Below are 19,000 nucleotides of genomic sequence, written 5' to 3' on the forward strand. Positions count from 1 at the left end.
TATCTCCAATTCTGGAATAGACACTGCCATGACAACGATTGACGCAAAATCGATGGCCAATTTGCCGATGCGCCGCCCTGCTACTGATGGAACGGCCGATCGAATCAAGCCGACAATTCAGGACGAGCGCCGCGATGTCGAAAAAGGGGCTTTCGACATCGGAGCCAAGAAAATCAGCAGCCTTCAAAACTCAGTCGAGATCCGCCCATACCCGGCGACGGTAAAATTTCAAGGCAAAATATCGGACGTTCTTGTCTGGGATTTGAAAGACATCAAAACCATTGATGTCTGGGCGCTACCAGAAGACAAATTTCAGTTTTTTGTTAATTTTTATAACGACCTCATATCCGCGAACGAGTCGATACTGAAGTCAGAGCACTCGGAACAAATCTTACCGGATCTTTCGAACGATCCACGGCTGAAGACATTCGCAACCGTTTCCTCAGGCGGCAAGGTCATTGCGACCATCGACAATCAAGGGGTGTTGCAAACCGAAGGAGGTGCGTTGGGAACACGCATCCAGGAGTTCCTTAGCTCGCTATCGGGTCAAGAGAAAAGCCTTCGCTCCGGCCCATCGATTGCGCAGTTTAGAGCGAATGCAATCGCGGATTTCTTTGGCGGGCGCATCGACAAGACATCCACGGCAATGACTCAGCATGAGTTCGACGCCCTTCCTCCCATGGAGAAACCCGAAACAATCATCGATTACGATGCCATGGAAAAGGATCCGCTCAGCGAAACGATACGCCGCTTACGCGATGCGCTAGAAACTTTGAAACAGAAAAGAATAGACTATCTGTCCCAGAGATCATAACGCGACGCGTCACCGCACATAGATAAAGACGGTGCGAAAAACCCAGTTCATATGCCCTTGCGCGCCGCGACCCGGGCCTCGATCGCGTCCCACACCGACACGGACAGGTCGGGCCCGCCGAGCCGCTGGATCGCCCGGATGCCCGTGGGGGAGGTGACGTTGATCTCGGTCAGGTGACCGTCGATCACGTCGATCCCCACCAGGATCAGGCCGCGCCGGGCCAGCTCCGGTCCGATCGTCGCGCAGATCTCGCGCTCGCGCTCGGTCAGCTCGGAGGCCGAGGCGGCGCCGCCGCGGACCATGTTCGAGCGGATGTCGTTGGCCGCCGGTACGCGGTTGACCGCGCCCATCGCCACGCCGTCGACGAGGATGATGCGCTTGTCGCCCTCGGTCACCCGGTCGAGATAGCGCTGGATCACCCAGGCCTCCCGGAAGGTGGTGGCGAACAGGTCGAACATCGAGCCGAAATTCGGGTCCGTCTCGGTGACCTTGAAGACGGCCGCGCCCCCGTGCCCGTGCAGCGGCTTCATCGCCACCGTGCCGTGCTCCAGCCGGAACGCCTCAATCTCCGCCTTGTCGCGGCTGATCAGGGTCGGCGGCATCAATTCGGGGAAGTCGAGCACGAACAGCTTCTCGGGCGCGTTGCGCACCTCGAAGGGATCGTTGACCACCAGCGTCTCCGGGTGGATCCGCTGCAGCATGTGGGTGGCCGTGATGTAGGCCATGTCGAAGGGCGGATCCTGGCGCATAAGCACCACGTCCGCCTCGGCGAGGTCGATCCGCTCCGGCGGCGTGAGGGTGAAATGCGCGCCCTCGACGTCCTGGACCGTCAGCCGCTCGACCCGGGCGGTGACCCGCCGGCCCTGCATCGAGAGCCGGTCGGGCGTGTAATAGACGAGGCTGTGCCCGCGCCGCTGCGCCTCGAGCAGCAGCGCGAAGGTGGTGTCCCCGGCGATCCGGATATTCTGGATCGGGTCCATCTGGACGGCGACGGTCAAGCCCATCGAAAATGCCCTTCGCCTGCGGCGCCTGTCTCGACCGGAGGCGTTCTCAATCGTCGGACAGCGACTTGCTGCCGGTGCGCTTGTCGTAATCGCCGATCGCCGAGCGGCACTCGGGCGAGAGGCGCTTGCGGTTGCGCATCATGCACTTGTCCGCGTCCTGGCTGTTCGGATCGACGCCGGCGCAGAGTCGGAAATAGTCGTTGGCGCAGCCGAGCTGCAGCCCCTGGTCCTCGCGCTGGGCGTAGGCCGGTCCTGCGGCGAGCGTGACGAGGGCGAGGGCGGCCGCAGCGAGGCTACGACGACGGTAGGCGTGCAGGGTGCGTTCCGGAACGAGTCGCATTCAGCGGTGTCCTCAAATCTCGATCGCGCGGAAAATCGATGCGGCGGTCTCCCGTCCGCTTGGGCCCGGCATATCGGTCGCGCAGGGCGGTAGGCAAGCGCCGCAGCTCCGCATGGGTTCCCCGCGCGGAACGCCGCGCCACCGCCCCGCCCCGGTGTGGCACCGGAGCCGCATCGGGGGCGTCACCAGACAGCCGACAAGAAGAAGGCCCCGTCCGCGATCGGACAGGGCCTCAGTCAAAGGGAGGAAACGCCCGCCATGGGCGGAAACGGCGTCGCAAATCGCGCGCCACATACGCCCCATGGCCGGCAAGACTCCGTTAACCACGTCATGCTGAATGGTTTCTGTAGCCCTTGCCGACCCCCTCTGCAGGGCCCGGGCGCTGCCGCTCGAGCCGCCGACAGGAGCCGGAGACCATGACCCCTTTCAAACCGCAGGTGATCCGCGAGATTCATGCGCCGGTGCCCGCCAACGACCCGATGCGCGACGCGCCCCGGGATGCGTCCGCGCTCCTGATCCCGTTTCCCGGTACCGAGGCGCGCCGGACGCGCCGCCTGCCGCGCGCCGACGAGCAGCGCGGCGAGATCCTGTTCTTCCTCGGCGTGCGCTACGAGCGCCTCGCCTCCTGAGCCCGCCCCAGACGGTCGACCGGCCCGGCCGCGCGACGTTTCCGACGGTTTGATCATGCCTGTTCCGGACCGCCCACGGCCGAATGTCCCACCGGATGCAGGCCGGCGCGTGAACCGCGGCCGCCGGGCCTCCGCCCTCCTGCCCGCCGGAGCGGTGCTGGCGCTGCTCGCCGCCTGCACGCAGAGCGGTGATTTCGGCCGGCCCCGGACCGGGGTCTGGAACGGGCTGATCGACACCACGGGCAGCTTCTCGGCGCGGGATCGCGGCCGCCTGATCCTCGATTCCGGCCTCACCGACGACGAGCAGGCCCTGCGCGACCGCGCCTGGCGGTTCGTGCAGCCGGCCAGCACCTTCTCGGCCTTCCACGATGCGCTGCTCGGACTGGCCAGCGCGCACGCGACGCCGACCTGGCGGTTCGACGAGGTCGGCGCCTATTACGACACCCTGACCGCGGAAGCATCGCGCTCGCCGGTCTCCCGCTACCGCCAGCTCGCCGACGACGCCACGGCCGATGGCCGGCTGATCCCGATCTTCACGGCGCTCGCCGCGCGGGTGATCGACGCGGATGCCGCGCGGCTGCGCAGCCTGCCCTTCGCCAAGACCCTGGACAATGCCGACATCCGCCAGGCCGCGCAGCATGTCGCCGAGAACCGGTGCCTGATCGCCTGGGTGCGGATCGAGAGCGGCCTGCGGCTCGCCCGCTACCGCTACGCCCTGGAGCACCTCTTCGCCGCGGCCCCGGCCAAGGAATCGGTCTCGGCCGAGCGCGCCATCGCCATGCTCGCCGCCCGCCGCAACCTCCTCCAGCCGCTGCTCCCGGCGGATGCCGCAGCCCGCTGCGGCCTCGAAGCCGCCATCGCGCCGGTCGCCGCGGCTCCGCCGCTCGTCGTCAAAGACTGACCGGAGCCGGCGTTACCGCCCCGCAGGCTTGCCGCTGGCGTCCTTGCCGGCGGGCTCGTCCGTCGGCGTGTCGGTGGTGCAGGAGACGGACTGGACCGCGGCGTTGGCACCGGGCCGCTGGCTCGGCAGACCCGCGATCACCCGGACGACCACGAAGCCCCGATTGTCCGGCGCGACGATGCGCACGTCGCGGCTCGGATCGTTCTCGTCGTCGTCGGCCAGCGCCTCGTCGTACTGGGCGCGGGTAAGGATCACGAGGTCGAGGGCGCCACGCACCGCGGCCTGGTCGGTCACTGCGTAGAAGGCGCCGCGGCGGGCATGGGCCGCGAGCGACAGCGACAGCGGCCCGGTTCGCGCGGAGACGCGCATCGGCCCGTCGGCGAGATCGTAGGCGCAGACGCCCACCGCCACGGCCGGGTCCGGGATCGGCAGCCACGCCTCGGGCGGGGAGGGCTCGTCACCGGTGGCGATGGTGTAGATCGGCTGCGGGTGGTCCAGATTCTCGCTGGTCCGGGCGCGCGAGACGGCATCCTTCTCGGACAGGACCGGGATCGCCAGCACCGCGGCGATGTGCACGATCCCGGCGAGCACCAGGCCGATCAGCGTGGCGTAGACGAAGCGCAGGCTCACGAGGCGCATCCCAGGCGGGTGATGGCCGGCACCGAATCCCGATCGAGCGAGCCGACGCTGGCGGCAACCGGGGTATCGTAGAGCCGCAGCGCCAGACGCACCGGGCCGCTGTCGCGCGGGCTCGGCAGCCAGTTGCCGGGTTGGACGTCGGGGGCGAGCACCACCGAGAACCGCCCGTCGGCCCCACGCAGCACCTCGGTCGAGGTGAAGCCCTCACGCACGGCCGGGCGGCCGGGATCACGCGGGCCGCGACCGGCGACCGTGAGGGTCCAGGCCCGGGCCGGGGGCGTGCCGCCGCCGACGCGGTAGCTGCAGGTGGCGTCGAGCGCCTGGCCCTGGTCGTCCACCGAAGCGGTCAGCAGCAGGCCCTCACCCACCGCCAGGGGGATCTCGCCCCGGCGGGCGTTGACCGCCCGCGTATAGGGATCGGCATTGGCCGCCCCGGCCTTGGGCCACGCCGTCCAGGCGCCGACCTGAACGCCGCCGAACGGGTAGCCGCCGCGGGTCGCCCAGTCGGCGCTGGCGAGGCCGAGCACCCCGCCGAGCCCTAGCGCATAGACGGCCAGGCCGGCGACCGAGCTCTTGCGCCAGAGATGGGCGAGGAAGCGGCCGGCGCCGCCGAGGGACCGGACCTTCGACGCGGGTCGATCGTCTCCGGCCGCGGCGCTGCGGCCGGGGCCTCCGGGAATCGCGAGCCTCATCGGATCACCGCAGCTCGATGCGGCCGCCGACGGATCGGGTGCCCTCGGCCACCTCCCGCGGCTGCGCCGAGGGGGCCGCGGCCCGGTCGCCCGGTTTCCGGTCGGTCTTCTGCGTGGCCTTGTCGGCGCCGCCGGCATCCGGCCGCGCCTCGCCGGCGGGGGCGCGCTCGACCGTGCGGAACAGGCCGTTGAGCCCGCCGATCACCTCGAAGGAGCGGCGCGAGAGCTTGCCGTAGGCGCTGGCATTGGGGTCGAGCGGGGCGGTGGGCCCGCCGGACGCCTGCTGCTGGGCGGCGCGGGGATTGTCCTTCAGGCCGGGCAGGCCCTTGATCTCGATCCCCTGATGGGCCGGCTCCATCACGTCGTGCCAGAGCTGCGCCGGGAGCGAGCCGCCGGTGAGCTTGTTGGTCGAGGTGTGGTCGTCGTTCCCGAACCAGACCGCGCCGACGTAATTGCCGGTGTAGCCGACGAACCAGGCATCCCGGTAGGCATTGGTGGTGCCCGACTTGCCGGCGACCTTCACGCCTTCCAGCTGTGCGCGCTTGCCGGTGCCCTCCTCGACGACCTTGTTGAGCATGAAGTTCATGTCGGCCACCACCTGGGGCGACAGAACCCGATCCGGCGGCTCGTCGGCGTGGCGGTAGATCACCTCGCCCGACGAGTTCTTCACCTCCATGGCCGCATACGGCTTGGCCTTGAAGCCGCCATTGGCGAACACCGCGTAGCCGGCCGCCTGGTCGATCACCGTCACCTCGTCCGAGCCGATCGGCATCGAGACGGTGTCGATCAGGTTCGAGGTGATGCCCATCCGGTGGGCGGTCTCGATGATCTTGGCGCGGCCGGCCTTGGCGGCCCGGGCCTCGTGGCTGATGCCCATGGCCTTGCCGAGCGCGATCGAGATCTTGATCGGGATCGTGTTGATCGACTTCGCCACCGCGAGCCACATCGGCACCCGGCCGGCATAGGACCGGCCGTAATTCTGCGGGCACCAATTGCCGATGCAGACCGGGCTATCGACCACCACGGTCTCGGGCTTGTAGAGGCCCGAGGCGAGGGCGGCGGAATACACGTAGGGCTTGAATGAGGAGCCGGGCTGACGCAGCGCGTCGGTGGCGCGGTTGAACTGGCTCTCGCCGTAATCGGCGCCGCCGACCATGGCGCGCAACGCCCCGTCCGGGTCGAGGATGACCATGGCGGCCTCGTCCACGTCGAAGGCGTCGCCGGACTTGCGCAGGATGTCGGCGACCACGTCGTCGGCCCGCTTCTGGATCGCGAGGTCCAGGGGCGTCTTCACGGTGAGCACCCGGTCGCTGCGGAGCTTGCCCGCATCGGCCATGCCCTTGATCTCGCCGAAGGCCCAATCGAGGTAGTAATCGGCGGTGATGTCCCGGGTGCGGGTAACGGGCGTGGCCGGGTTGCGCAGCGCCGTCTGGATCTGGCCCTCGGTGACGAAGCCGGCCTCGACCATGTTGTGCAGCACGTCGGCCGCGCGGGCGCGGGCGGCGGGCAGGTTGACGTGCGGCGCGTATTTCGTCGGCGCCTTGAACAGGCCGGCCAGCATGGCCGCCTCGGCCAGGCTGATGTCCTTGAGCGGCTTGCCGAAATAGTAATCCGCCGCCGCCACGGCGCCGAAGGTGCCGCCGCCCATATAGGCCCGGTCGAGATAGAGCTTCAGGATCTCGTTCTTGGTCAGGTGGCTCTCCAGCCACAGGGCCAGGAACGCCTCGTTGATTTTTCTTTCGAGCGAGCGCTCGTTCGTCAAAAAGAGATTCTTGGCGAGCTGCTGGGTGATCGAGGAGCCGCCCTGGGTGTTGCCGCCGCCGCGCGAGTTGTTCACCAGCGCCCGCAGGGTGCCGATCGGGTCGATGCCCCAATGCTCGTAGAAGCGCCGGTCCTCAGTGGAGACCAGCGCCTTGATCATGATGTCGGGAAACTCGTCGAGCTTGAGCGAGTCGTCGTGCTTGATGCCCCGCCGCCCGACCTCCGTGCCGTAGCGGTCGAGGAAGGTCACCGCGAGGTCCTGCTGCTTCAGCCAGTTCTCGCTGGTCAGCTGGAAGGCGGGCTGCGCGAAGGCCAGCAGCAGCACCGCGCCGCCGGCGCCGAGGGTGACGGCCTCGCTGGTCAGGTCGAGGGCGAACCGCTTCCAGCCATGCACCGCGAACCGGCTCATGACCCGCTGGTAGCGCTCGTAGGCCGCGCCGGTGGACCGCCCACTGTCGTACAGGCCGGCATTGACCCAGGCATCGAACGCCAGGGCGGCGCGCTCGATGCGGATCTTGATCTCGGTGAGCGTCGGCAGGCGCACGTTGTCGGACCCGGCTTGTCGAGCGCCTCTGCGGCGGATCTTGGCGGCGAAGGATCGAGCGCCCGCGCCGCGGGCCAGGATCCCGCGGCCGAGACACCACGCGGCGTGCCCTTCCTTAGCAGGATCCGGAACGGTCGGCGAGGCTCTGCGCGGTCTCGTGATTCGCCGCAGGCCGGGCCGCTTGCCCCGCGGCGTCGGCTCGGGCAGAGACACGCTCTTCCCGATCGTGAGATTGACCGATGTCCAAGCTCGAGGCGCTGCGCCGCGGGGTCGCCGAGCCGTTCTGGCGGACCAAGACCCTCGAAGCCATGACGCCGTCCGAGTGGGAGAGCCTGTGCGACGGGTGCGGTCGCTGCTGCCTGATCAAGCTCGAGGACGACGAGACCGGCGAAGTCCACCACACCGATATCGGCTGCACCCTGCTCGACGGCCTGACCTGCCGGTGCCGCGACTATGCCCGGCGCCAGAAGCGCGTGCCCGATTGCGTCCGCCTGACCCCGGAGGCGGTGCGCACCATCCCCTGGCTGCCGCCGACCTGCGCCTATCGCCTCATCCGGGACGGCGAGCCGCTCTATCCGTGGCATCCCCTGGTCTCGGGCCGCGCCTCCAGCGTGCACGAGGCCGGCATCTCCATCCGGGGCCGGCTCGCCGGCAACGAGGAGGAATTTTCGGACGACGAGCTTCCGGACCGGATCGTGGCCTGGCCGGGAGCGGATCCGGACGCGCCGTGATCCTCAGGCGAGCCCGGCCCGGCGGCCGAGCAGCCGGCCGCCCGCGAGGCCGTTGAGCCCGATCACCCCGACGACCGCGACCGCGTGGATCAGCAGATCCACCGCGGTGGCATCATGCGGATGGAACGGCATCAGCAGCGTCGCGGCCGCAGCCGCGGCGGCGAGGCCGCCCAGGGCCGCCGTCAGGTTCGGCCGGAGCGGGCAGGCGCGGCGCAGCATGACGACGATCAGCACCGAGAGCGGCACCGAGACGCAGACCAGGAAGCTGAAGCAGCCGGCGACCTCTTCCGGATGCGGCTGGCCGGTGCCGGGGGCGATCCAGTCGCGCAGGCAGCCGAACCCGCTCGCCCCGATCCAGAGGGCCAGCGGCGGCAGCGGCAGCAGCGCCCAGAGCTTGGAGCGGCCCGGCACGCTGGTCGCGAAAGCCGCGAAGGCCGCGCTCGCGGCGGTCAGCGCCGCGCCCAGCGCCGCGCAGGCGAGATCCGGCACGCCCATGCGCAGCATGAAGCCGCTGGTGTCGATCCGGCTCGCCAGGATCAGCCCGATGAGCAGGGCCGCGCCGAGCCACAGACCGGCGCGAAGAGCGGGAGAAGGCAGCGGCCGGACCGGCTCCAGGTTGCCGGCGAGTTCCTCGACGAGCCGCTCGTGACGGGCCAGATCGGCCATCAGCGCCGCTCCTGCATCAGGTTGGCGCGCAGGGCCTTCAGGGCCCGGTGCAGGTTGACCTTGAGGGCGCCCTTGCTGCGCCCGGTGAGGGCGGCGGTCTCGTCCAGCGACAGCTCGCGCAGGCCGAGATGTTCCACGGCCTGCCGCTGACCGTCCGGCAGGGACGCGACCGCGCGCGCCAGGGCGGCGGCGCGGTCGCGCGCCTCGAGACCCTGGCCGGGCTCGGGGCCGGGATCGGCCTCGGCCTCGTAGGCGAGGGGGTCGTGAACCTCCCGCGGCCGCCGGCCGGCCCGGCGCAGGCGGTCGATCGCCCGGCGCTGGGTGATGGCGCGCAGCCACGGCAGGAACGGCCGTGCCGGATCGTAGCTGGCGCGCGCCCGATGCACGGTCATCAGCGTGTCCTGGACGACGTCGTCCACGGCCTCGCCGCGCACGCCCTGCGCCCGGGCGATCGCCGAGACGACGGGCAGGCAGGCCTTCAGCAGGGCGCGATACGCGGCCGCGTCGCCACCCTGCGCGGCCGCCATCATGGCGGCCAGTTCCCCTTCGAGCGCCATGCGGGCCCCGCCGCCGATCCGTTCCCCGGCCTGCATCGAGTCTAGCCCGGGGTTGGCGTCCGGCGCCAGCACCCATCCGCCCCCCGCCAAGCCACCCGCCAAGCCACCCGACATGGACAGCATCATCGCAGCCCCCCCGCGACAGCGGCGGGGCGCTCGTCGAGGCGGGCCGCGCCCAGGATGCGGCCATCCTCCGCCTGCAGAAGCAGGGCCGCCGTCTCGCCGGCGGGCGCGGCGGCCTCGACGGTCGCGGCGGCGCCGGACCAGGGGCCGAGATCCTGGATCGCCCGGACGACGTTGGCCTGCTCGAGGGTGCGCCCGGCATTCTCGCCGCGCAGGACCCGGCTGGTGTGGCTCGGGTCGAAGCCGATCAGCAGGACCCGGCCGGCGCCGCGGCCCGCCCCGACCCGGGCGGTGAGGCGGCCGCCGTCACGCGCCAGCGTCACCGGGACCGACGTCCCGGCGCTCCGCGCCTGCGCGATTGCCGACCGCAGCGCGGCCTCGTCCGACCCGACGAGGCCCGCCTGGCCGTCGATCACCGCCTGTGGCGTGTAGCTCGGGCCGCCGAACCGGGCGGCGTAGTCGTTCTGTCGGGCGGTGGCGGCCGGCAGCGAATAGGGGTCGCGCCAGTCGAGATGGTTCCAGTAGGTGACGTGGAAGGCCAGCGGCAGCACCTCCGCACCTTCATGGGCGAGCCGGCCGATCAGCGCCTCCGCGGGCGGGCAAGACGAGCAGCTCTGCGAGGTGAACAGCTCGACGACGACGGGGCGCTCCAGCGATACGGCCGGGCGCACGGCGGCGAGCATCAGGGCAGCGGAGATCAACGCGACGCTTTTCATGGCCGGGCCTCCCGACACCGGCGGAGAGTGCCGGCGCGTGACCGATCTTTCGGCCGGATGCCGGCGCCGGTTACGCCCGATCGGATCCGTCGAGCTCGAACCGATCCACGTCCCGCAGCAGCTCGACGAAGGCGGCGGCACCGTGATCAAGCGCGGTCCGGCCGGCCGACGCGGAGCCCAAGCGGGCGTCGCCCATGGCTCCGGAGGGGTGCAGGTCGCCGGCCTTCCAGGCGAAAGCGGCGGGCCGGCCGGCGCGCAGATGGGTGAAATCCCGGACCATGGCGCGATTGCGCGGCGGGAAATCGGCGATCCGGTCTGTCCGCACCAGATCCGGCCGCAGGGCCAGCATCAAAGCGGTCTCGACGCCGCCGGCATGGATGCCGTACGCGATCTCGTCGGCGGGAAACAGTCCGTCCGGATAGCCGAACCGGGCCCAGGATGTCGTGACCGCGACGAGGCCGTACTGCGCCCGCAGGTCGCCGGCCACGAGATCGATCAGGGCGCTGTTGCCGCCATGGCTCGTGACGATCACCAGCTTGCGGCACCCGGCGCGCCGGATCGCGGCGCCGATCCCGATCCAGGCCGCCAGGGCCGTCCCGGTATCGAGCGAGAGCGTGCCCGGAAAGGCATCGTGCTCGTCGGATTTGCCGATGGTCTGGACCGGCAGCAGCAGAACGTCGAGGTCGTCAGGGACCAGCGCGCGGACGCGGGCGAGGTAGCCCTCGGCGATGATCGCGTCCGTGCCGAGCGGCAGGTGCGGGCCGTGCTGCTCGATGGCGGCCACCGGCAGCACCGCAACGGCGCGCCGCATTTCGCGCCGCGCCAGATCGTCCGTGGTCAGATCGGACCAGAGCCGCGCCACCATGATCCTGGCCTGGACCTTCCCTCGAAACCACCGTTCGGCGCTGGTTGCCGACGGCGATCTATACCGCCCGAGCGCCCCGCGTCGAATGCCGGTCGACCGATCTGGAGCCGGTCAGGCGAAGAGGGCGTCGATGTCGTTCTGAGACGGGGTTTCCTCGAGGGCCTGGGGACCGTTGAGGAGCAGGTTCTCGGCGCGGGCGCGGCGGGCCAGCTCCGCCGGATCGGTGGAGGTGGCATCGCGGGCCTTCACGGCGCCCACGAAGCGGGCGAGCCGCTGCTCGAACAACCGCAGGGCCTCGACCACCTTGGCGATGCGCTGGCCGGTGATGTCCTGGAACGCGCAGGCCTCGAAGATCGTGTTGATTCGCTCCTCGACCGCATCCCGGTAGCCCGGCCCGTCCGGGAGGCTCAGCATCGCCTCCGCGGCCTCCATGATCGTATTGGTCGCCCCGGCCGTGGCCTCGACGACGCTGCCGAGCTCCTCATGGGCCATGGGGATCCGGTCGCGGCTCATCTCGTTCGCCCGGAGCGCGCCGATCTCCTCGCGCAGATGGGCGATGTAATCCGCGATCTCGATCAACTCGGAGATCACGGCGTGCGGCTCACGGAACCGCATATCGGGCTGGCGCGCGGCGGATGAAGCCATGCTCTCCTCCTGGGATCGGCGACCATCGATGCCGGCGGCATCGCTCTTGGGCGTCTTCCGGCGTGCCGAGGGCTTCGCCGGAGGGCGCGTGGGACGTGCCAGGGAACTCATTAGTTCCCGCAGACGGCCTCGATCTTGGATTTGAGCGTCGCCGCGTTGAAGGGCTTCACGATATAGTTGTTCACGCCGGCCTTTTTGGCCGCGATGACGTTTTCAGTCTTCGATTCGGCGGTGACCATGATGAACGGCGTGGTCCGCAGGTTCTCGTCCGCCCGCACGTGCCGGAGGAGCTCGTAGCCGGTCATCGGCTCCATGTTCCAGTCGGAGATGACCAGGCCGTACTTGCGGTCCTTGAGCCGCGCCAGTGCTGCCGTACCGTCAGACGCGTCGTCGACCTCCTCGAAGCCGAGTTGCTTCAGTAGATTCCGAATGATTCGGACCATCGTCTGGTAATCGTCGACAACGAGGATCGGCATGCTCAGATCGAGAGCCATAGACCAACTGCTCCGTATTGCCCGGCGGGAAGCCGCGGCGGCTCCCGGAAAGATGAACGCTTCACTAACGCCGCAAAATAGCCGCGCTGCACAGCATTTAAAATAGGGCACGCGCATTGCGAAGCCGTTAATCTGCAGGTGTGTCATTCGCGGCCGGCTCCTGCAATGTCGCAGCGCGGTCGCTTCGCTTGACCCTCCGGGCGGGTTTCGGCAGGGTCCGGCGGCGTCGGGCCTGACGCGGACAGCTCAGGCGCTTCCATCCGACCCTTCCGAGTCTCCGACCCCGAATCGATGGCCTCAGGCGACGAACCGGCCATGCGGCCCTTCACGATTTGCGGCGCGGACGCTCCGGTCCCGCCCGCCCTGTCCGGCGCGGTCGCGGCGATCGGCAATTTCGACGGCGTCCATCGCGGTCACCGGGTGCTGGTCGAGAACGTGCGCGCGGCGGCGCGCGAGGCCGGCCGGCCGGCGGCGGTGCTGACCTTCGAGCCGCATCCGCGCGCCTATTTCGCACCCGACGCGCCGATGTTCCGCCTGACCTCGCTGGCCGCGAAGGAGATCGTGTTCGCCCGTCTTGGCCTTGACGGGCTGATCGTGCGTCGCTTCGACGGCGCGCTGGCCGCCACGAGCGCGCGCGCCTTCGTGCTCGCGTTCCTCAAGGGCTCGCTCGGCCTGTCCGGGGTCGTGGTCGGCCACGATTTCCATTTCGGCCGTGGCCGCGAAGGCACGCCGGCAATCCTGGCGGAGCTCTGCCGCGAGGCGGGGCTCGGCTGCCGGATCGTGGAGCCGGTCGCCCTCGGGGGCGAGACGGAGCCGGTCTCGTCGAGCGCGATCCGCGCGGCCCTGGCCTCGGGCGACGTCGCCCGGGCCAACGCGCTGCTCGGCTATCGCTGGTTCGTCCTCGGCCAGGTCCGCCACGGCGACAAGCGCGGGCGCCAGCTCGGCTTCCCGACCGCCAACGTGATGCTGCCCGATTGCGGGCTGGCGCACGGTATCTACGCGGTGCGCGTGCGCCTCGGGCCGGGCGAGATCCGCGACGGGGTCGCGAGCTACGGGCGCCGCCCGACCTTCGACGACGGCGCGCCGCTGCTGGAAGTCTACCTGTTCGATTTCGCGGGCGACCTCTACGGGCGGGAGATCGCGGTCGAATGCGTCGGCTACATCCGCGGCGAGGAGCGGTTCGACAGCGCCGAGGCGCTGATCGCGCGCATGCATATCGACGCCGACACGGCCCGGTCCCTGCTGGCCGCCGACCGGACCCCATCGATGCTCGCCTGATTCTCCGATCGCGTGAGATGATGTAGAAGGCGGGCTTGATCAGGAGGCGGATGTGCTGGGTCGCTACGAGCGTGGACAGAACGGCGAGGCGGTCGTCGAGTACGGGGACGGCACCATGCGGGTGGTCAAGCCGGGCAGCTTCGTGCGCTGCGCGGTCACCGGCGAGTCGATCCCGCTGGACGGGTTGCGCTACTGGAGCGCCACGCGGCAGGAAGCCTACGTGTCGCCCGAGGCGATCATGAAACGCCTCAAGGAAACCGGACGTCCGTAGCCTCTGGCAGCGCCTGCCGGATCTGGCGGCGCAGCGCCTCCGGATCACCCGGCACGAGGCGCACGCGCAGCACGTCGACCCGGGCCGCGAAGGCGGCGGGCAGCCGCACGGCATCCTTCTCGGTGGTCACGAGATCCGCACCGAGCCGGGCCGCCTCCGCGGCGAGCGCGGCGAAATCCGCGTCACGATAGGGGTGATGATCCGGGAAGGGCCGCTCGGCCGCGATCACGGCGCCGGTCCCGCGCAGGGTCGCGAAAAACTTTTCGGGCCGGCCGATCCCCGCGAAGGCCAGGCAGCGCCGGCCGGCGAAACCGGCGCCCTCCGGGATCAGCTGCGCCCGATGGACCGGCACCCCGCGGCGCGCCGCGATTTCTGCAACCCCCGCGCCTTGCGCGCCGTCGCCGACGAGGATCAGGCCCGCGACATGGGGCCATTGCCGCGCGAGCGGCGCGCGCAGGGGACCGGCCGGGAACGGGCGGCCGTTGCCGATGCCGCCGCCGCCATCGACCACCGCCCAGGCGAGATCCTTGGCGAGCGACGGGTTCTGCAGCCCGTCATCCATGACGATCACGTCGGCGCCGAGGCTCCGGCACAGCGCCGCCCCGGCCGGGCGGTCCCGGGCTACGATTGTCGGCGCGTGGCGGGCGAGGAACAGCGGCTCGTCGCCGACATCCGCGGCGGCATGACCGTCGGGATCGACCCGGACCGGTCCGGCGAGACGCCCGCCATAGCCCCGGGACAGGAAGGCCGGTTTCCGGCCGAGCTCCGTGAGCAGGGCGGCGACCGCGATCGCGGCGGGCGTCTTGCCGGCCCCGCCGAGGGTGAAGTTTCCCAGGCACAGGACCGGGCAGCCGGCTCTGGCGCCGGGCCGATCCATGCGCCGGGCGGTGAGCGCGCCGTAGGCCGCGCCGAGGGGTGCGAGGCACCGCGCGGCCGGGTGGTCGGCCCCCGCCGCCCAGAAGCGCGGTGGCCGCATCAGGCCCGCGCGAGCGGCCGCGCGAGATCGCCTCGGTCGAGCCGCTGAAGCTTCATCTGCGCCACGAAGGGTTCGAGCACCGCGAGCGTGCGCCCGACCGCCCCCTCGAACGGCCGCAGCGCCCCCGGGCCGGCCTGGACCATGCCGGCGAGACGCCTCGGATCGCCCAGCACTTCGCCGACCATGGCGGCCAGCTCGACGCCGTCCTTGACCGGCAGGGCGGCGCCGGCCCGGTCGAGGGCGCGATAGACCGCGTCGAAATTGTCCGTGTGCGGCCCGTGCAAGATCGCGGTGTCGAGGCGGACCGGCTCGATCGGGTTCTGGCCGCCATGCGGGACGAGCGAGCCGCCGAGGAAGGCCAGCGGTGCGAGCCGGTAGAACAGGCCCAGCTCGCCGATCGTGTCGGCGACGTAGATCTCCACGGACGGATGGGGCCGACCGCCGCTGGAGCGTCTGGCGCTGCGCAGATTGTAGGCCGCCGCGGCTTCGGCCGCTTCGGCGCCGCGGCTCGGATGGCGGGGGGCGAGGATCGTCAAGAGCTTCGGAAACTGCGCCTTCAGCACCGCATGGGCGTAGGCCACCATGCTGTCCTCGCCCGGATGGGTGCTCGCCGCGACCCAGACCGGCCGGCCGGCGATCATGCCCTCCAGATAGGCGCGTTGCTGCGGATCGACCGGCGGGACCTGGGCGTCGAATTTCAGGTTGCCGGTGATGCTGACCCGGGGCGCGCCGAGCTTGGCGTAGCGCGCGCCGTCCTCCTGGGTCTGCGTCAGGCAGACCGCGATCCGCGACAGCAGCGCCTTGGCGGTGCGCGGGCAGCGCTCCCAGCCCTTGAACGACCGCTCCGACATCCGGCCGTTGACCAGGATGAGCGGGATCTCGCGGGCGTCCAGCTCCAGGATCGTGTTCGGCCAGATCTCCGACTCGGCAACGATGGCGAGGTTCGGCTGCCAATGGGCGAGGAACCGGGCGACCCAGCGCGGCGCGTCGAGCGGCACGTATTGGTGCACCGCCCCGGGCGGCAGGCGGCCCCGGATCAGCTCGGCGGCCGAGCGGGTGCCGGTGGTCACCAGCACCGAGAAGCCCCGGGCGATCATGCCCTCCACCAGACCGATCAGCGACAGGACCTCGCCGACGCTGGCGCCGTGCATCCAGGCGAGCGGCCCGACCGGGCGGGCCCGGCCGGGCAGGCCGCGCCGCTCGGGCAGCCGCAGCGGATCCTCCTTGCCGCGATGGGCACGCCAGGCGAGGAGGCCGGCCAGAGCGGGCTCGCCGACCCACAGGCCGGCACGGTAGACCTGCAACGGCAGGGTCACGGACGGGAGCTTCACGCGGATTCTCCGACCGGATCGACGGCCGCGGCCGGCGGCGTGCTGCGATAGAGCGCTGCGCGGTCGGCACGTCCCACCAGCGCGTAGGCGCGGGCATGGACCCGGTTCATCTCGGCTTCGAGGCGCCGCCGCAGCGCCTCGAACTCATCGCCGGCGCAATCGCGGGCGACGTAGATCGGCTCCCCCAGCACAACCGCGCCCCGCCCGAACGGCAATCCGAGACAGGCCCGGTCCCAGGATTTGAAGCGCAGGTGCCGGCTCGTCACCACGGCGGCCGGGACGATCGGCCGGCCCGAGAAGCGTGCCAGCGTCAGGATCCCGGCATCGCAGCGGCGTGAGACCTTCGGCACGTCCGCGCTGAAGGCGACGGACTCGCCGGCCTTGAGGGCCCGCAGCATCGCCCGCAACCCCTCGGCCCCGCCCTTGGCGCGGGTATCGGTCGCCCGGTCCCGGCCCCGGGCGCCGGAGGCCCGGATCACCCGCACGCCGAGGTGCTCCAGCGCGATCGTGTTGATGTTGCCGTCCGGGCTCTTCGAGATGATCGTGGCCACCCGGTCGCTCGGCCGGCGCATGAACGGCATCATGATGTGCTGCCCGTGCCACATCCCGGCGATGAGCGGCACCTGCGCGTCGATCCACCCATCCGCGGCACCGGGGCCGGCCGCATCGGCATGGACTTCGAAGCGATTCGTGGCCTGCACGAGCCGCAGATACCCGGCCGCCAGGCGCCCGAGGACGCGCTGAACGGCGGGATGGCGAAGGATGCGCTTGCCGAGACTCATGAGACGCTTGTGGCAGCCGGAGCGGCGCAGCCCGAACGGACCGGGCGGGGATTCGTCCGCCCACGGTCTAGTCCCCTGGCCCGAGCCAACGCAACTCGCGCGCCGCCAGGGATAGCGAATCGTCCCTTCGTCGTGCGCCCGCTCCGCGGAAGCTCGACCCGCGTCCAACAAAAGATCGAACCCTCCTTGTTTAGATACGTTCCAAACTATAGATTGGAATTCATCTAAACAGGAGTGCGAGCCCATGGCAGCAGCCCTCGATACAGCGGCCGAGGTCGCCGAAGCCCGGCGTGTCTTCGCCTTGCGCTATGTGCAGCCCGGGCTTGCGGGCCTGATCGACGGATCCGTCTCGACCCTGGCGCCGATCTTCGCGGCGGCCTTCGCCACCGGCCATAACGGCGCGACCTTCCTGGTCGGGCTCGCGGCCTCCGTCGGGGCGGGCATCAGCATGGGCTTCACGGAGGCGCTGTCGGATGACGGCAGCGTCACCGGGCGGGGGGATCCCTGGATGCGTGGCCTGGTCTGCGGCGTGATGACGACGCTCGGCGGCCTCGGACATACGTTGCCCTACGCGATCCCGGACCAGCTCCCGCCGGGCTGGCCGGATCCGTTCCTCCTCGCCACCAGCCTCGCCGTCCTGGTGGTGATCGTCGAGCTGGTCGCGATCGCGGCGATCCGCACGCGCTTCATGGCGACGCCGTTCTGGCGCGCGGCGCTGCAGGTGATGCTCGGGGGCGCGCTGGTGCTCGCCGCCGGGATGCTGATCGGCAGCGCTTGACGCGGGGCCTCGCGACCGCGATGCGGGGCGCGTCCCTGCCCCTCTCGAGCGTTGATCGTCGGCCTTGACCTTCCGCCTGGCCCATCTGAGTGACCCGCATGTCGGCCCGCTGGGCCGCGTGCGTTTGCACCAGCTCATCGGCAAGCGCGCCACCGGCTACGCCAACTGGCGGCGGGGCCGGTCGCGCAGCCACGACATGACCGTGCTCGAGACCCTGGTGGCGGATCTGAAGCAGCAGGGGGCCGCGCATGTCGCCTGCACGGGCGACCTGTGCAACATCGGCCTGCCGAGCGAGTGGGAGACCGCGCGCACATTCCTCGAAGCGCTGGGCTCGCCCGAGACGGTGAGCTTCGTCCCCGGCAATCACGACGCCTATGTCCGCGGCTCCCTGGAAGGCCTGCTGGCGGCCTGCAGCGGCTATACCGGCGACGATTCGGGCTCGTCCGGCCGGTTTCCCTATCTGCGGCGGCGTGGGCCTGTGGCGCTGGTCGGCCTGTCGAGCGCCATCCCGACGAAGCCCTTCGTGGCGACCGGCCGGCTCGGCCCGCCGCAGCTCGCGGCCGCCGAATCCCTGCTGCGGGCCTTGGCCACGGAGCCCGGAAAGCCGTTCCGGGTGGTGATGATCCACCACCCGCCGCAGCCGGGGGGCGCGTCATCGGGGCGCGAGCTCAAGGATGCCGCCGCCTTCACGGCGATGATCGCGCGCGCCGGGGCCGAGCTGATCCTGCATGGCCACAACCACACCACCACCAGCGCCCTGGTCCCGGGACCGGACGGACGCTTCGTGCCGGTGATCGGCGCGCCCTCGGCATCGGCGCGGCCGGACGGGCATGGCGGCCTGGCGGCACGCCGCGCCTCCTACCTGCTCTACGAGATCACTCGGAATGGTGCCGGCTACGCGGTGACTGCGCGACGGCGGGGCCTCGATGCGGGCGGAACCGTCTGCGACCTCGGACCGATCGCCCTCGACTGACGTCCGCGTCCCTGAGCGCCGTCCGTTCCGAGGCCGGCCGCACCCGTTCGGGGGCCGGCCTCGGCGCGGGATTCAATTGCTCGCGGAGGCGAGTTCGGCCCGTTGCTGCTGGCTGATGCTGGCTTCGTAGCGCTCGGCCTGAAGGCGGGTCAGGCCGCTGATCAACGCGAGAGTCCCGCGATAGACAGTGTAGGTGCCGTCGTGAGTCGGCTTGACGCGAATCATCTCTGCCATGGAAGCCTGCCTTGTGCTGGAGGTTGCCTGTCTTCGTCGGAGGAGAGCGATCCTTCTGCTGGTCTGGCCGGTCGAACGCGCGAACAGTGACGAGGTTATCAATCGATCTATGTCTGGCAAGGGTCGGCTACGGCGAAATGCTTAGCGGCTTCTGCTGCAGTGCGGGAAACCGTTGCCATCGCTCGCGATCGATGCGTGCTTAAAAATGCGGCCGGTCCGTTGCATACAGAATAAGGTGACGCCGGACCGTGCCGCG

Annotated in this window: 22 protein-coding genes and 1 pseudogene; 8 read left to right on the forward strand and 15 right to left on the reverse strand. The window is 70.4% G+C overall.

The window, feature by feature from the left end; translation table 11 throughout:
- Nucleotides 1–28 precede the first annotated feature (28 nt).
- Complete coding sequence (locus BMZ47_RS28190) at nt 29–814, forward strand: hypothetical protein (protein WP_139221041.1); 786 nt, start codon at nt 29–31, stop codon at nt 812–814.
- Between the two features lie 47 nt (nt 815–861).
- On the opposite strand, the gene gshB is transcribed toward BMZ47_RS28190, so the two are convergent.
- Complete coding sequence (gene gshB / locus BMZ47_RS21785) at nt 862–1,818, reverse strand: glutathione synthase (RefSeq protein ID WP_091864180.1); 957 nt, start codon at nt 1,816–1,818, stop codon at nt 862–864.
- A 46-nt stretch (nt 1,819–1,864) separates the two neighbouring features.
- On the reverse strand, nt 1,865–2,158 hold the full coding sequence (locus BMZ47_RS21790) for a hypothetical protein (protein WP_007560002.1): 294 nt from the start codon (nt 2,156–2,158) through the stop codon (nt 1,865–1,867).
- A 416-nt stretch (nt 2,159–2,574) separates the two neighbouring features.
- On the opposite strand from BMZ47_RS21790, the gene BMZ47_RS21795 reads away from it, so the two are divergent.
- The gene (locus tag BMZ47_RS21795) at nt 2,575–2,787 is read left to right on the forward strand and encodes a hypothetical protein (RefSeq protein ID WP_007560004.1); all 213 of its coding nucleotides are present in this window, start codon (nt 2,575–2,577) and stop codon (nt 2,785–2,787) included.
- A 55-nt stretch (nt 2,788–2,842) separates the two neighbouring features.
- On the forward strand, nt 2,843–3,688 hold the full coding sequence (locus BMZ47_RS21800) for a hypothetical protein (RefSeq protein WP_425285077.1): 846 nt from the start codon (nt 2,843–2,845) through the stop codon (nt 3,686–3,688).
- 12 nt (nt 3,689–3,700) lie between these two features.
- On the opposite strand, the gene BMZ47_RS21805 is transcribed toward BMZ47_RS21800, so the two are convergent.
- Genes BMZ47_RS21805 through BMZ47_RS21815 form a run of 3 tightly spaced genes read right to left on the reverse strand, consistent with a single transcriptional unit; the run spans nt 3,701 to nt 7,324 of the window.
- Nucleotides 3,701–4,327 carry a DUF1254 domain-containing protein gene (locus BMZ47_RS21805; RefSeq protein ID WP_091864182.1) on the reverse strand — a complete coding sequence of 209 codons (627 nt, stop codon included), beginning with the start codon at nt 4,325–4,327 and terminating at the stop codon, nt 3,701–3,703.
- The gene (locus tag BMZ47_RS21810; RefSeq protein ID WP_091864183.1) at nt 4,315–5,019 is read right to left on the reverse strand and encodes a DUF1214 domain-containing protein; all 705 of its coding nucleotides are present in this window, start codon (nt 5,017–5,019) and stop codon (nt 4,315–4,317) included. Before BMZ47_RS21810 ends, BMZ47_RS21805 begins: the two co-directional genes overlap by 13 nt.
- Nucleotides 5,020–5,023: 4 nt before the next feature.
- Entirely contained in the window at nt 5,024–7,324 is a 2,301-nt protein-coding gene (locus BMZ47_RS21815) for a transglycosylase domain-containing protein (RefSeq protein WP_091864184.1), read from the reverse strand.
- 239 nt (nt 7,325–7,563) lie between these two features.
- Between BMZ47_RS21815 and BMZ47_RS21820 the strand changes: the two genes are divergently transcribed.
- Nucleotides 7,564–8,055 (forward strand): YcgN family cysteine cluster protein, encoded by a 492-nt coding sequence (locus BMZ47_RS21820; protein ID WP_091864185.1) that lies wholly within the window; start codon nt 7,564–7,566, stop codon nt 8,053–8,055.
- 3 nt (nt 8,056–8,058) lie between these two features.
- Here BMZ47_RS21820 and BMZ47_RS21825 read toward each other — a convergent pair whose 3' ends face one another.
- The 6 genes from BMZ47_RS21825 to BMZ47_RS21850 form a co-directional block, all read right to left on the reverse strand.
- Nucleotides 8,059–8,721 (reverse strand): NrsF family protein, encoded by a 663-nt coding sequence (locus tag BMZ47_RS21825; protein ID WP_091864186.1) that lies wholly within the window; start codon nt 8,719–8,721, stop codon nt 8,059–8,061.
- Nucleotides 8,721–9,278: an RNA polymerase sigma factor gene (locus BMZ47_RS21830; RefSeq protein ID WP_039902353.1), complete on the reverse strand. Its 558-nt coding sequence runs from the start codon at nt 9,276–9,278 to the stop codon at nt 8,721–8,723. The genes BMZ47_RS21825 and BMZ47_RS21830 overlap by 1 nt, the downstream gene beginning before the upstream one ends.
- A 122-nt stretch (nt 9,279–9,400) precedes the next feature.
- Nucleotides 9,401–10,117, reverse strand: coding sequence for a DUF1223 domain-containing protein (locus tag BMZ47_RS21835; RefSeq protein WP_091864187.1), 717 nt, complete (start codon nt 10,115–10,117; stop codon nt 9,401–9,403).
- 70 nt (nt 10,118–10,187) lie between these two features.
- A complete protein-coding gene (locus tag BMZ47_RS21840; protein ID WP_091864188.1) occupies nt 10,188–10,982 on the reverse strand; it encodes a creatininase family protein in 795 nt (264 codons plus the stop codon).
- Nucleotides 10,983–11,093: 111 nt separating this feature from the next.
- Complete coding sequence (locus BMZ47_RS21845; protein WP_091864189.1) at nt 11,094–11,627, reverse strand: protein phosphatase CheZ; 534 nt, start codon at nt 11,625–11,627, stop codon at nt 11,094–11,096.
- A 110-nt stretch (nt 11,628–11,737) separates the two neighbouring features.
- Complete coding sequence (locus BMZ47_RS21850) at nt 11,738–12,121, reverse strand: response regulator (protein ID WP_007560016.1); 384 nt, start codon at nt 12,119–12,121, stop codon at nt 11,738–11,740.
- Between the two features lie 291 nt (nt 12,122–12,412).
- Here BMZ47_RS21850 and BMZ47_RS21855 point away from each other — a divergent pair, with 291 nt between their 5' ends.
- Together BMZ47_RS21855 and BMZ47_RS21860 are read left to right on the forward strand one after the other, a co-directional pair.
- On the forward strand, nt 12,413–13,399 hold the full coding sequence (locus BMZ47_RS21855; RefSeq protein WP_039902322.1) for a bifunctional riboflavin kinase/FAD synthetase: 987 nt from the start codon (nt 12,413–12,415) through the stop codon (nt 13,397–13,399).
- Nucleotides 13,400–13,451: 52 nt separating this feature from the next.
- On the forward strand, nt 13,452–13,670 hold the full coding sequence (locus BMZ47_RS21860) for a DUF2093 domain-containing protein (protein ID WP_007560020.1): 219 nt from the start codon (nt 13,452–13,454) through the stop codon (nt 13,668–13,670).
- Here the strand turns inward: BMZ47_RS21860 and lpxK are convergent.
- The 3 genes from lpxK to BMZ47_RS21875 are packed head-to-tail and all read right to left on the reverse strand — an operon-like array spanning nt 13,648 to nt 16,759.
- Nucleotides 13,648–14,646, reverse strand: coding sequence for a tetraacyldisaccharide 4'-kinase (gene lpxK / locus BMZ47_RS21865; protein ID WP_091864190.1), 999 nt, complete (start codon nt 14,644–14,646; stop codon nt 13,648–13,650). The genes BMZ47_RS21860 and lpxK overlap by 23 nt on opposite strands.
- On the reverse strand, nt 14,646–15,977 hold the full coding sequence (locus BMZ47_RS21870) for a 3-deoxy-D-manno-octulosonic acid transferase (RefSeq protein ID WP_007560024.1): 1,332 nt from the start codon (nt 15,975–15,977) through the stop codon (nt 14,646–14,648). Before BMZ47_RS21870 ends, lpxK begins: the two co-directional genes overlap by 1 nt.
- Nucleotides 15,974–16,759, reverse strand: a complete 786-nt coding sequence (locus tag BMZ47_RS21875; RefSeq protein ID WP_091864191.1) for a lysophospholipid acyltransferase family protein — start codon at nt 16,757–16,759, stop codon at nt 15,974–15,976. The genes BMZ47_RS21870 and BMZ47_RS21875 overlap by 4 nt, the downstream gene beginning before the upstream one ends.
- A gap of 286 nt (nt 16,760–17,045) precedes the next feature.
- On the opposite strand from BMZ47_RS21875, the pseudogene BMZ47_RS21880 reads away from it, so the two are divergent.
- A pseudogene (locus BMZ47_RS21880) lies at nt 17,046–17,537 on the forward strand (VIT1/CCC1 transporter family protein); the annotation flags it as partial.
- Between the two features lie 64 nt (nt 17,538–17,601).
- The gene (locus tag BMZ47_RS21885; protein WP_007560029.1) at nt 17,602–18,510 is read left to right on the forward strand and encodes a metallophosphoesterase family protein; all 909 of its coding nucleotides are present in this window, start codon (nt 17,602–17,604) and stop codon (nt 18,508–18,510) included.
- Nucleotides 18,511–18,582: 72 nt separating this feature from the next.
- Here the strand turns inward: BMZ47_RS21885 and BMZ47_RS28670 are convergent, their stop codons facing one another.
- Complete coding sequence (locus tag BMZ47_RS28670) at nt 18,583–18,744, reverse strand: hypothetical protein (protein WP_007560031.1); 162 nt, start codon at nt 18,742–18,744, stop codon at nt 18,583–18,585.
- Nucleotides 18,745–19,000: the final 256 nt, after the last annotated feature.

This window comes from Methylobacterium brachiatum, assembly GCF_900113845.1.
Lineage (GTDB): Bacteria > Pseudomonadota > Alphaproteobacteria > Rhizobiales > Beijerinckiaceae > Methylobacterium > Methylobacterium brachiatum.